This window comes from Paenibacillus sp. BR2-3 (assembly GCF_046529485.1).
Taxonomy (GTDB): domain Bacteria; phylum Bacillota; class Bacilli; order Paenibacillales; family Paenibacillaceae; genus Paenibacillus_AQ.
On the sequence record NZ_CP126311.1, the window covers coordinates 3,424,279 to 3,436,243 of the forward strand.

Below are 11,965 nucleotides of genomic sequence, written 5' to 3' on the forward strand. Positions count from 1 at the left end.
AGTAGACTCACTTATCATAACATATTCAGCTGCTCCAGCAGAAGGGGAATTATCTTCGCCCGGGAATAATCATCTGCATCTCTTTCCAGGCACCTGCTGCAAGCTCCATCTCTTCGGCTGACCCCTCTTTACTGCGAAGCAAATGTCCCGCCATTCGCCAGGGATTACCCAGAACGCGGGAGGGTATGAACTCACAGCTTTCATCCTCCAGTGAAATCCGCACCTTAACCCCCCACTTCAGCGCTTGCTCCATAACCTTCTGCGCAGTGGTGCTGTGATAACAGTGCCATTCCCTGCTCCACATAGAGGGTATACTTTCTTCTCCTGGCAGCAAAGTTTCCTCAGGATCAAGTGGGGCCGGCTGCAGATAGTGCTGTGAAGCTCCGGTATGAATCAGCCCCTGCTCCGGTCTTGGAGCAGGAAGGATATATTCGCCAGGCTGCTCTGCTTTCTTCCGGTGAAATGCAGGAACGGTTTCTGTCTTCTCTTCTTCTCTTCCCTGCACATCCCGATGTGGAGCCAGTCCAGCGGCTGCAAGCTCAGTACGGACGTTCTTCTCTTGTTCCTTAGGCACAACGAAGTGAAGCGGTCCCAGACGGGTAAGATGGCCCTGCAGTCTTGGATGCGAGGCTATCGCATCCCCATCCTCTTCATTTCTGCAGGAAAGCAGAAGAATGTCGGCCAGAGAAGTTCGGCCAATACCTTCTCTCCATTGTTCCAGAACGAGCCTTACCTGCTCCGGCAGACCGCCTATCGTATGCATATGGAGCCAAGCAATGACTTCATCCGGGGGCATCCCCCGTTCATTGGCGAACTCCAGCCGCTCCCGCGTCAGCCGAAAGCTCCACATGATTTCAACCGACAGCAGCTCGGCGCAGCTGGCAAGAGTCCAGCGGACAATGAAGGGAACGTCTGGCGGGACAAGCACCTCAAAATCCGTTTGTACAATGAGCATGGCGGATGATGAACCATTTTCAGACGGTCTTAAAAACTCCGCCTTCGTCGGCAGCTTGATCCAGCGGAAGTATATGCTGCCCTTATTGTCAGTTCCGACTTGGCACCAGCCAAAGCCGGCCAGGCATTCCAGCCAGGCCCGGCTTGAAGCCTCCAGACCCGAACGATGTGCCGGCACAACCAGCGAGGAAGCCTCCATCCAGTCCAGAATTTGTGATACAGATACCCACTCCTTCAGAACAAAATCAGGTCGGGCTATCAAACAGCGAAAATGCTGGCCGGCAGGCTCCGAGCTCCCGTAACGATTAATAACAGCAGTATACAAAAGACTCGTCATGTCAGATTCCGGGAGGTGAAGCCAGCTCTCCAAGATCTCCTTATCAAGGATGTATGCACTGTCATTCCGTTTCAGCAATCCCAGACAGAGCATCAGATCAACCATTACCGCAGCGGGCAGCGGATAGATTTCAGAATAAGGATAGTTTAATGCAAGTCCCCGCAAATGTTTCTCCTGAAGAGACAGCCTCGACGCCAGCCGACTTATATGTTTCTTGTGAATACTGCCTTTAACTGTAACAGGCAGTCCTTCTTCAGCCACAAACAGCAGCGCCTGAAAAAGGTCACCCGCCAATCCCGAGGCCTCTTCCATAGCAGTATAAATATTGCTGTTCTCTTCTGTAGCTGGGGTAAAGGGGAAGCAATGTCTCTGAATCTGCGGCAGCCTCTCCGCAGGGATGTAATAAAGCTTCTCCCCCCATATTTTTTGCAGAGCTGAAAGCATACCAACCCGCCGCAGCTCAATCAGAGCAAGTTTTTGTTCTGCAGGGCACAGGTTTGCCGGCCGAAATTGCTTCACTTTCCCTTCTTCAAAAGGCTGGGAGGCATAAGCCGCACATATCCTCTTAATCAGCTCCTGCGCAGGTGCCGTTAAATGTATCAAACACTATCCACTCCGTTCAACTCGGCGTATCTCACCTCGTATTGGTAGCCCTGTTCGGCCAGAAACATCCGGCGGTGCAATGAAAATTCCTGTTCCCTGCTGTCCCCGGACACCAGTGTGTAGAAATAGGCTTTGTTCTCACCGGGCTTCGGCCTTAGAATACGTCCAAGACGCTGGGCTTCCTCCTGCCTGGAGCCGTAAGCACCAGACACCTCTATCGCAACGGAGGCATCCGGCAGATTCACGGCAAAATTGGCCACCTTTGAGACTACCAGCACAGGCAGTCTGCCCTCGTTGAACGTGGTGTAACTATCCATCCTCTCCTGCTGCGGTGTTTTGCCACTAATCAAAGGTGCACCAATGCTTTCAGCCAGTTGACTCAGCTGTTCTATATACTGGCCTATAATCAAAACAGGCGCCCCTCTATGAATATCCAGCAGCTGCTGCACAACTTTTAATTTAGCCGGGTTGGAGGCGGCAAGCCGAAATTTTTCTCTGGCGGCAGCGTACATATATTTAAGCTTCAGCGGGTTATTCATGGGCACAATCATCTCCACACACTCTACCCCGGCAATCCACCCTTCATTCTCCAGTACCTTCCAGGGCATATCATACCGCTTGGGTCCGATCAGGGAGAACACATCTCCTTCGCGCCCGTCTTCCCTTATAAGGGTGGCTGTGAGCCCGAGACGGCGTGTCGCCTGAATATCCGCAGTCGCACGGAAAACCGGGGCGGGCAGCAAATGTACCTCATCATAGATGATCAATCCCCAGTTTCGTTCGTCAAACAGATTCATATGCCGGAATTCTCCGCCTTTAGAGCGGCGGTGCGTCAATATTTGATAGGTAGCTACGGTTACGGGCCGAACCTGCCTCTTCTCGCCGGTATACTCTCCAACCTCTTCTTCCGAAAGATTCGTCCGCTGTGTTAGCTCATTCATCCACTGCCGGACAGAGGTCGTATTGGAGGTAAGAATCAGCGTTTCACATTGCAGGGCTGCCAGCACAGCTAGGCCTACAACCGTCTTCCCTGCTCCGCATGGCAGGACAATCACGCCGCTTCCTCCGCTTCCGGCTTTATCCTCGAAGTGCTCCACGGCTTCCCTCTGATATTCTCTTAATCTGAAGGAGTTTTCTCTCTCTTTTCCGCTGCCGCTGTCCGGATCTCTCCATGCGACACTCAGAGCCTGCCCCTCATGGTACCCGGCGAAATCCAATACTGGATACCCCAATCCAGTCAGCTCTTGCTTTAACTGGCCCCGCTTCGCCGCACTGGCGGTAAGCTCCAGGGGACCGGTCCGCTGAAGGCGAAGATCCGTCAACTGAGGATACCGATCCAGTTCATCCATCAGGTCCTTGTGATCTCCCCGGAGAACAACCCTTTCAGGCTCCACCGCATCAGCGTGAAGTGTTAACCGGCCGTATCTGGACATGATCATAGAGATCTCATCCTCCAGACCTGCCGGAACCTCCCAGCGTGAGAGAACTCTAAGCTCAAAAATAATCTTATCCGCCGTAAGCCCAAGCGAGGCCGCATTCCAAAGAGACAACGGGCTGATACGATAGGTATGAAAGGCGGGCGGACTTTTTATAAGTTCAGCAAATATAGACAGCTTAGCCCTTGCAGCCTCAAAGCCATTATGTACACATTCCAAAAGTATGGACCTGTCCCTGCGAACAATGCATGCTCCTCGTCCTTCCATAGGACCCTCCTCCTTAACGGATAGCCGAAAAAGCCCATTCCGGTTACGGACATGAGCTTTCCCTGGTTATGTTACCCTAATGCAAATGGTGCTGCGAAATTTCACTGAGGGCTTTTCCTGCCTCATCCACATAAATTTGGCGTACCGCCAAATCACCAATAGACACAACGCCAATCAAATTACCCTCTTGTACTACCGGCAGCCGGCGAATTTGCTGTGACGCCATCAGTTCGGTTGCTTCATCCACGGACATATCTTCTGAAGCCGTTCTGATGTTCGTACTCATTACCTGCTCTACCGAGCTGGAACCCGAATGTTTGTCAGCATAACCCCGAAGGACTAAATCACGGTCGGTGATCACTCCAATCAGCTTCTTGCTGTCCGAACTATCAACTACGGGAACAAACCCCGTGTCGTTGTCTCTCATAATAACTGCCACCTCATAAATGTTATCCTGAGGCGTGACAGTGATAGGATTCCTGGTCATGGCTTCTTTAACTGTTCTCAAGTTAGAACCCTCCTCATCTTTTGGCGAAACATGAGAGTAGGTTCTCCTTAATTATAAAAATTATACGACAGCCGTATCCTTCAGCCGGGAATCCGCCATGGCGATCAGCAGCTTCACCCCATGGAGCATGGCGTCCTCATCGAAATTGAACCGGCTGTGGTGATGCGGATAAACAGCATTTTTATCGAGATTGCCTGCACCGACGAACATAAAACAGCCCGGAACACTTTGAACATAATAGGCAAAATCCTCCGCAGGCATCAGCTTCTCCATCGTGATGACCTCTACAGAATCCCCGAGGGCCCGGGGCGCTTCAATGAAAAAGCGCCGGCATTCCGCCTCATGATTGACCAGAGGCGGATAACCCATCAGATAATCCACCTGGGCTTGCGCTCCGTATGCGGCGGCTACCGCTGACGACATCTCTTCTATTCTCTGCCGGATCAGAAGCCGGGTCTCTTCATCGAAAGCCCGGACTGTGCCGGTGATCCGGCATTTCTCAGCAACAACATTCTGGGCGAAGCCTCCTTGTATCGTGCCCACACTGAGTACTGCAGGACGCAGCGGGTCAACGGAGCGGCTTACGATGCTCTGAAGCTGAGTTACCAGTGCGGCTCCGGCCACAATGCTGTCAATGGAGCGGTGCGGAATACCCGCATGACCGCCTTTGCCTAATATATCGATAAAAAATTCATCCGCAGAGGCCATTAGCGGCCCAGGTGCGCTTGCTACCGTTCCTACAGGAAGCGGGGTCCAGAGATGAAGACCATAGACAGCATCCGCGCCGTTCAGTACCCCCTCGGCAATCATGCCTAATGCTCCGCCGGGACACACCTCTTCCGCAGGCTGAAACAGAAAACGAAGCTCTCCCTGAAGCTTGTCCCTCCGGCTGCTGTAATACGCAGCCGCACCGAGCAGCATCGCCGTATGGCCATCATGACCGCAAGCATGCATGACTCCTTCATTTTGCGATGCATATGGGCATCCGTTTTCTTCCCTGATCGGCAGCGCATCCATATCGGCACGGAGAACCACTGTACTCCCCGGCTTCCCGCCCCTTAAAATCCCTACCACACCATAACCCACCGAACTTTTTTCAACTTCAATCCCGAAGCTTGCCAGCTTGTCCGCCACAAAGGCAGAGGTCTCACGCTCCTGATAAGACAACTCCGGATGTCGGTGCAAATGGCGGCGCCATTCAATCATATCCTGCAGCAGCTGTTCAACCGGCATCTGCTCCATAGTTTCCATTCCCTTCCTTAAAGTCGCCCCTTTACACACAGGAAGCCGTCCTTTTCTCTCTGTTCACTTGAAAATCGGTCATATGCCTTTTATTGTAGCAGAAACACGAAAAACTGTGTATTGCACGCCGCCCTCCAGTCTTGCACAACCTATGGAAACATACTATCATGAGGTAGAACCGTGAACATTTTGTTAAAAATAAATCATTATACTTCATAAGGGGGGATATACTCGCCATGATTTTTGAGAACACGGGCCTCGTGGGACTTCAAAGTGATCTTCTCTACCTGGACGAAAGCGCGGAAAAAGCAGGGTTTATTCGCTGGCAGTGGGAATACTATCGGGCCACTTATGACTGCAAAATTGAAGACCGGCAGAACGGCGGCGAATACTATCTGCGTGTCAATACACGTGCTGTCGAGGGTAAACTGGAGAAGCCGGACGCTATACTTGCGATTGAAGCCATTTACCTGGGCAAGGCAACATTCCCTCACGGTCTGGAATACGAGTCACCCGTACCTCAATCGGTTCTAGCCATTGCGGGAGAACGTATTTTGGAACTAAAACAGCTGCTTGAGGCTTGAACAGGAGCAGAACAATGAAATCAAAAAGCACTTCCAGCAAAAAAGGAACACCTGATTTCCAGCTGCTCATACTTACGCTTTTGCTCGTCGGCTTCGGGGTGATCATGGTATTCAGCTCCAGCTCCAGCCTGTATTTCAGAGGCGACCCCTTATATTTCTTGAAACGCCAGCTTGTCTGGGTGGTACTGGGCAGCTTCGTCATGTTCACTGTGATGAATATTCACTACAGCCGGTTTAAGAAATGGTATGCGCCTATATTCATTATCACGGTTATTTTACTGCTTTTTGTGGCTTCAACGGAAAGAATTAACGGAGCGAAGAGTTGGCTGAGCATAGCAGGCCTGGGCATTCAACCGACCGAGCTGGCCAAAATATCGATCATCCTGTACCTTGCGGCCCTGATTACCAAAAAAGGTGAACGGCTGCGGGATTTGCGATCAGGCTATATTCCGGTCATGGTCATCGTCGGCATCGTAGCAGGACTGATCATGATGCAGCCGGATTTAGGCTCCTGTCTCATTCTGGTGGCTACGAGCGGGCTTGTAATCTTTGCCGGCGGGGCCAGCATGAAGCATATTCTGGGCTCTATTGCACTGCTTGTACTTGGCTTAGGCCTGGTCATGGGGACAAAGACAGTAATCGACTCCTTCTCCCCCTCTCCGGATAAAACAGCAGCCGCTCAGGACTATAAGCAAGGTCGCGTCGACGCCTTTTTGGACCCTTTTGCGGACCCGCAGGGTGACGGCTACAACATTATCCAGTCCTTGACCGCTTTGGGTCAGGGAGGCGTAAGTGGTGCGGGCTTCGGTCAAAGTGTGCAAAAGCTGCATTATCTCCGTAATGCGGAGAACGATTTCATCTTTGCTGTTATTGGTGAAGAGCTGGGCTTTATCGGAACCGCACTCTTTTTGTTAATTTATTTATATTTTGTTTGGAGAGGCATATTGATTTCTCTTAGATGCACCGATCCTTTCGGAACACTTGTCGGTATCGGAGTCATGGGTTGGATTGCCATTCAGGCCTTTGTCAATATCGGAGGAGTTACCAAAACCATCCCTCTTACCGGTGTTACCCTGCCATTTATCAGTTATGGCGGCTCCTCCTTGCTGGTCACGATGCTCTCCATGGGCATTATACTCAATATTTCACGGGAAACGAACCGTCCCGCCAAAGAGGAAGTAACTAAATCAATAACAACGGTAAGACAGGTACGTGCCCGATAAGGCCGCCCTGCACATCGAAAACAAAAACTAGCCAGTCTCCATAACCCGGAGACTGGCTAGTTTTTCACCTTTTTTCAGCTTTAAGTGCAAGATCCTGTCTCATTCGTCAAAATATCTACTTCTGGGACAGCCTCGTTTCTGCTTCATGGGCTTACGCTCCAAGCAGTTATAATACCTATTACGAAATTTCATCATTTTTAAAGGCGACGCCCTCAACCTTAACATTAACCTCTACAATATGAAGTCCAGTCATGCTCTCCACAGCCTCGCGCACATTCTGCTGCAGCATCCGGCATACTTCATGAATCGGCGTTTCATAGAGCACGATAATACGCAGGTCTACGGCCGCTTCCAGTTGTCCCACTTCAACGGTAACACCTTTTTGTACATTTTTACCGCTAAGACGTTTCGCCCAGCCTTCCGACAAGCCGCCTGACATGGCTGCAATCCCTGGAGTCTCCAAAGCAGCCAATCCGGCAATTTTCGAGACCACATCATTCGAAATTCGTATATTTCCCATTTCCAGCTGAAGTTGTTCCGCCATGCCAAATCCCCCTTACACTCATTATCAATTATTGTAATTCCTAAACAGGCTAAAAAGCAAATGACTTTCTCTCACTTCGTTTACATCCCCTGACAATTTGGGTATATTGATTATGAAATCAACATACATAAATTGGACTGGAGGGTGCCCTACATTGAAAAAATGGATTTCACCATCACTGCTCATCATTACATTTGCGCTTAGCGCCATTGGACATTACGCGAACTGGGATCATACGCTTCAGTTTATCCTGTCAGCTGTAGCCGTCGTATTTGTGGCCGGTTTCCTGGGCAGGGCCACGGAAAGCGTGGCCCATTACGCAGGGCAGCGTCTGGGAGGCTTTCTTAATGCCACCTTTGGCAATGCCGCCGAGCTGATCATCGCCTTCTTCCTCGTTAAAGAAGGGCTGTACGATATGGTCAAAGCGAGTCTCACCGGCTCCATCATCGGAAATTTGCTGCTCGTATTGGGTCTTAGTATATTTGCCGGGGGATTGAAGCATAAGGTACAGAATTTCAATGTCACTCTCGCCGGACTTAACGGTTCTCTAATGATCGTGGCCGTCATTGCCTTGTTTGTTCCCGCTATGTTCTTTAATACCCATTCCATCACCGGGGAGGATACGGATCAACTCAGCCTGATCGTCGCCGGGCTGCTCATCGCTTCTTATCTGGCCTGGCTTGTATTCTCCATGATTACACACAAGAAGTACCTGGATGATGTCACGGTCGACAACGAAGAGGAATTGCCTAACGAACACGCCCCTGTCTGGTCCAGAAACAAATCCATCCTGTATCTGGTCCTCGCAACTGTAATGGTGGCCTTCGTCAGTGAATGGCTTGTTGGCACATTGGAGACATTGACGGAACGCTTCGGTCTTAGCGAGCTGTTCGTCGGGGCTTTCCTGGTAGCCATTATCGGTAATGCAGCAGAGCATAGCGCCGCTATTCTGCTCGCGATGAAGAACAAAATGGGTGCCGCTGTCGAAATCGCTGTGGGCAGCAGTCTGCAGATTGCCCTGTTTGTTGCCCCGGTGCTTATTTTCGCAAGTTATTTCAGGGGCGATACAATGGACATCGTCTTTACTACGATTGAGCTGGTAGCCATCGGAGTATCCGTGTTCATCGCCAAGTCGATTATACAGGACGGTTCTACGAACTGGTACGAGGGACTGCTGCTTCTGGCGGTGTACCTCATTCTGGGCGTCTCCTTCTATCTTGTATAAGATACCTTCATTACATGTAAAAAGCGCACGGAAAAGGCTCCCCTGCCTCTTCCGTGCGCTTTTAATTGTGATTAAAACCCTTGTCCGACAACAAAACATAACAGCCTTATTCCTTTGCCCTGTTATTTAGTGCCTCGTATAAAACCGCCAAATTCCGTTCCAGCTTGCTCAGAACCAGCTTACCTGTAAGCTCCGGCACCAGCCCCGCTCTGACCGCAAAATCCACTTCCTTGGAGAATCCGTACATCTGGGTGTCCAGCACTTCCTCATAGAGAGGGCAGTAGCGTGTCGCCAGATTGGTCATCTGAACTTCGATAAGCTTCTCAATTTTATCGGCATCTTCTTGTAGAAGAGTGATCGCTTTAAGATTAAGCTGTTCCTGCAATTCCGATGAAGTCATGCATCTTCCCCCCCATGTCCAAAAGTTACAGCAGTGACGCTATTTAATTTAATATTAGTCGAAATCGGATTTCAATACAAGAATTCAGTTTTCCAACTTAAAAAAACGTCCAGTCGGAATCGACAAGACGTTTCAGAACAAGCAATTACTAAGCTACTACAGTAAAATTCAAACCGTGTCTGGAAAACACTTCGCTCATCGCGGCCTTTGCTTCTTCTGCATCCGTACCATGCACGTGCAGTTCATAACTTTGGCTCGATACCAATGTAGTAAACAATCCAAGGATACTCTTAACATCGATGTACTTGTTGTCTGCTTGAAGAACGATTGAAGAATTGAACTTGCTCGCCGTTTGGGCAATATCAACGATTGCCGCATTGTTACTGGACATAAGAATCCCTCCACAACTTGATTATGAAAATAGTCTTTATGTTATCATCATTATGATACATTGAATCCGCTTACCCGCGCAAGGTGTTTCTTATCTTTCTATCTTACTTCAGGTTTTCCGGATTAAGACCTTCCAGCTCAGGCACAACAAAAATACCGTCTTTACGGATCAGAACATCGTCAAAATAGATCTCTCCGCCGCCATACTCAGGACGTTGAATCAGTACAAGGTCCCAATGAATCGAGGAACGGTTGCCGTTATCAGTAACTTCATAGGCCTGACCCGGTGTAAAATGCAGGCTGCCTGCGATCTTCTCATCAAAAAGAATATCCTTCATCGGGTGGAGAATGTAAGGGTTAAAGCCGATTGCAAATTCACCGATATGGCGGGCTCCATCATCCGAATCCAGAATGTCATTCAGACGAGCGCTGTCATTGCTGGAAGCCTCAACGATTTTACCGTTCTCGAAGGTAAACTTAACATTTTCAAAAGTAACGCCGTTGTATAGTGTGGCTGCGTTATAGCTGATTGTACCGTTAACGGAATCGCGAACGGGTGCGCTGTATACCTCACCGTCCGGAATGTTCTTTTGTCCGGAGCATTTCTCGGCGCCTATGCCTTTGATGGAGAAAGTAAGATCCGTGCCGGGTCCGGCAATGCGTACCTTGTCTGTTTTTCTCATCAGATCAGCCAGAGCATCCTGCGCTTTGTCCATTTTGGCATAATCCAGATTACAGACTGCAAAATAGAAATCCTCGAACGCTTCTGTGCTCGTGTTGGCTAGCTGGGCCATGCTTGCATTCGGATAACGCAAAACTACCCATTTCGTATGTTTTACCCGCTGCTCGCTGTGAACCGGGTGGGCATACAGGGAGTTGTACAGCTTCATGTTCTCCTCAGGCACATCAGACAGGTCGTTGACATTCTCGCCTGCGCGAATACCGATATAGCAGTCCATTTGCTTCATCCGGTTCAGATCGATCTCAGCCCAGGTCTGCAAACCTTCCCGTGTTGCGTATTTAAGCATACTCCGTTGTACCGTTCGGTCAGTTAATTGCACAAAAGCGTATCCGCCGGCTTTGCCTATTTCTTCCACAATTGCGTTGATCAAATCGCGTTCACTGCCAATCATTTCGACCAGCACATTCTCTCCCGGCTGTACATTTACGGAGTACCCTACGAGGTTTTCCGCCAGCTTTTGAATTCTGGGATCCTTCATCTCTCTCTTCCTTCCTCATCCTAAAAAATCACATGCCCATCTATTGTAGCATGCCCGTTATAGAGCGCAAGACCTTCGGTTACCGTGTGAATTCTTAACGGTATCCATAGAAATCAATCTGTGTCACATAGGTTTCACTGCGTGTCTTCTGGATATCTCCGGGAAAGTTAATGGTTCGGGTCCATGCCAATCGTTTGGGCAGATTGCGTTTTACGTCAACGTTTAAATGATAGACAGTCTCAACATGTGCCTTGTCGAGCTTGCGCTGAAGTTCTGTGTTCTGCTTCTTCCAGTACGTCTCCAGAGCCTTATTCAACTGAGGATTGGCCGAGGATTGGCTCTCCTCCCCAGTTTGGTTGAAGGATCGAAGCGCCGACATCTCCTGATTCAACTGAGCCGCCAGCTGAGCGTGGGCCTCATCAGGGGACAGTTCAATCCGCAGAACCCGGGTCCCTCGTCCGGCTCCAGCTTCCTCTGTGACCGTTTTATCCATCCCCTCCAGTTCCTCCAACTGATAAATCGGATTTAGGCGAGGCAGTGGATTTCCCTCCTGTGGAAAGGACTGGGAGAGAGGCTGCCATTGGCCCCCTATTTTTTTCAATTGGCTATAGTAGGACTGTTTATTAGGAATAGCACTTCCCAGCTTATTTATTTTGCCGGTGGCCGCAGCTTTAGAGGAATTGCTGTCCGGGAGGAGTGTATAGAGAGTTACTTGATTGTGATCCTTCACTTTCCCGCCGTAATATAAAGTTTCATAAGGGGTGCCATCACTGCCCCGCAGCAGCGCCGTTGCCCCTTCAAATGTAACTCCATCGCTGCCTGTCATACCCGCCAGAGCCAAATCCAGATCGTCTCCGGCCGGCTTCTCGTTCCTCAGGCTGCAGCCGCTGCTTAGAGCGCAGTATAGCGTTAAGGTCACAACCACTATTCCATTCCGAATAAACAGCCTTGTCATAAGCTTCATGCCCTTCCCACCCTATTTTTAGTTATAGGTTCTCCTTATAGTCAGGGCTTATACTTTGGATCACTCTA

At 49.9% G+C, this 11,965-nt stretch carries 12 protein-coding genes; 3 read left to right on the top strand and 9 right to left on the bottom strand.

Going from position 1 to position 11,965, the window contains the following annotated elements; translation table 11 throughout:
• Positions 1-49: 49 nt before the first annotated feature.
• The 4 genes from PaeBR_RS16440 to PaeBR_RS16455 all read right to left on the bottom strand — a co-directional run bounded on the left by PaeBR_RS16440 (position 50) and on the right by PaeBR_RS16455 (position 5,356).
• A complete protein-coding gene (locus PaeBR_RS16440) occupies positions 50-1,894 on the bottom strand; it encodes a helicase-associated domain-containing protein (protein WP_410511622.1) in 1,845 nt (614 codons plus the stop codon).
• A complete protein-coding gene (locus PaeBR_RS16445) occupies positions 1,891-3,597 on the bottom strand; it encodes a DNA repair helicase XPB (RefSeq protein ID WP_410511623.1) in 1,707 nt (568 codons plus the stop codon). Before PaeBR_RS16445 ends, PaeBR_RS16440 begins: the two co-directional genes overlap by 4 nt.
• 76 nt (positions 3,598-3,673) lie before the next feature.
• The gene (locus PaeBR_RS16450) at positions 3,674-4,084 is read right to left on the bottom strand and encodes a CBS domain-containing protein (RefSeq protein ID WP_410515218.1); all 411 of its coding nucleotides are present in this window, start codon (positions 4,082-4,084) and stop codon (positions 3,674-3,676) included.
• 81 nt (positions 4,085-4,165) lie between these two features.
• A complete protein-coding gene (locus tag PaeBR_RS16455; protein WP_410511624.1) occupies positions 4,166-5,356 on the bottom strand; it encodes an amidohydrolase in 1,191 nt (396 codons plus the stop codon).
• A gap of 227 nt (positions 5,357-5,583) precedes the next feature.
• On the opposite strand from PaeBR_RS16455, the gene PaeBR_RS16460 reads away from it, so the two are divergent.
• Positions 5,584-5,931 carry a YugN family protein gene (locus tag PaeBR_RS16460; RefSeq protein ID WP_410511625.1) on the top strand — a complete coding sequence of 116 codons (348 nt, stop codon included), beginning with the start codon at positions 5,584-5,586 and terminating at the stop codon, positions 5,929-5,931.
• Between the two features lie 14 nt (positions 5,932-5,945).
• Positions 5,946-7,154: a putative lipid II flippase FtsW gene (gene ftsW, locus PaeBR_RS16465; RefSeq protein WP_410511626.1), complete on the top strand. Its 1,209-nt coding sequence runs from the start codon at positions 5,946-5,948 to the stop codon at positions 7,152-7,154.
• 178 nt (positions 7,155-7,332) lie between these two features.
• Here the strand turns inward: ftsW and PaeBR_RS16470 are convergent, their stop codons facing one another.
• Complete coding sequence (locus PaeBR_RS16470) at positions 7,333-7,698, bottom strand: Asp23/Gls24 family envelope stress response protein (protein WP_019911482.1); 366 nt, start codon at positions 7,696-7,698, stop codon at positions 7,333-7,335.
• 154 nt (positions 7,699-7,852) lie between these two features.
• Here PaeBR_RS16470 and cax point away from each other — a divergent pair, with 154 nt between their 5' ends.
• Positions 7,853-8,923 (top strand): calcium/proton exchanger, encoded by a 1,071-nt coding sequence (gene cax, locus PaeBR_RS16475; RefSeq protein WP_410511627.1) that lies wholly within the window; start codon positions 7,853-7,855, stop codon positions 8,921-8,923.
• Between the two features lie 106 nt (positions 8,924-9,029).
• Here cax and PaeBR_RS16480 read toward each other — a convergent pair whose 3' ends face one another.
• From PaeBR_RS16480 to PaeBR_RS16495, 4 genes are all read right to left on the bottom strand, one after another.
• On the bottom strand, positions 9,030-9,323 hold the full coding sequence (locus tag PaeBR_RS16480; RefSeq protein WP_410511628.1) for a DUF1507 family protein: 294 nt from the start codon (positions 9,321-9,323) through the stop codon (positions 9,030-9,032).
• A 148-nt stretch (positions 9,324-9,471) separates the two neighbouring features.
• A complete protein-coding gene (locus PaeBR_RS16485) occupies positions 9,472-9,714 on the bottom strand; it encodes an HPr family phosphocarrier protein (protein WP_410511629.1) in 243 nt (80 codons plus the stop codon).
• 103 nt (positions 9,715-9,817) lie between these two features.
• On the bottom strand, positions 9,818-10,933 hold the full coding sequence (locus PaeBR_RS16490) for an aminopeptidase (protein WP_410511630.1): 1,116 nt from the start codon (positions 10,931-10,933) through the stop codon (positions 9,818-9,820).
• 94 nt (positions 10,934-11,027) lie between these two features.
• Positions 11,028-11,897, bottom strand: a complete 870-nt coding sequence (locus tag PaeBR_RS16495; protein WP_410511631.1) for a hypothetical protein — start codon at positions 11,895-11,897, stop codon at positions 11,028-11,030.
• Positions 11,898-11,965 lie beyond the last annotated feature (68 nt).

Excerpts from the sequence above, each read along its gene's own strand:
- PaeBR_RS16445 (WP_410511623.1), bottom strand. The coding sequence starts at position 3,597 with ATGGAAGGACGAGGAGCATGCATTGTTCGCAGGGACAGGTCCATACTT.
- PaeBR_RS16450 (WP_410515218.1), bottom strand. The coding sequence starts at position 4,084 with ATGACCAGGAATCCTATCACTGTCACGCCTCAGGATAACATTTATGAG.
- PaeBR_RS16455 (WP_410511624.1), bottom strand. The coding sequence starts at position 5,356 with ATGGAAACTATGGAGCAGATGCCGGTTGAACAGCTGCTGCAGGATATG.
- PaeBR_RS16460 (WP_410511625.1), top strand. The coding sequence starts at position 5,584 with ATGATTTTTGAGAACACGGGCCTCGTGGGACTTCAAAGTGATCTTCTC.
- ftsW (WP_410511626.1), top strand. The coding sequence starts at position 5,946 with ATGAAATCAAAAAGCACTTCCAGCAAAAAAGGAACACCTGATTTCCAG.
- PaeBR_RS16470 (WP_019911482.1), bottom strand. The coding sequence starts at position 7,698 with ATGGCGGAACAACTTCAGCTGGAAATGGGAAATATACGAATTTCGAAT.
- PaeBR_RS16480 (WP_410511628.1), bottom strand. The coding sequence starts at position 9,323 with ATGACTTCATCGGAATTGCAGGAACAGCTTAATCTTAAAGCGATCACT.
- PaeBR_RS16485 (WP_410511629.1), bottom strand. The coding sequence starts at position 9,714 with ATGTCCAGTAACAATGCGGCAATCGTTGATATTGCCCAAACGGCGAGC.
- PaeBR_RS16490 (WP_410511630.1), bottom strand. The coding sequence starts at position 10,933 with ATGAAGGATCCCAGAATTCAAAAGCTGGCGGAAAACCTCGTAGGGTAC.
- PaeBR_RS16495 (WP_410511631.1), bottom strand. The coding sequence starts at position 11,897 with ATGAAGCTTATGACAAGGCTGTTTATTCGGAATGGAATAGTGGTTGTG.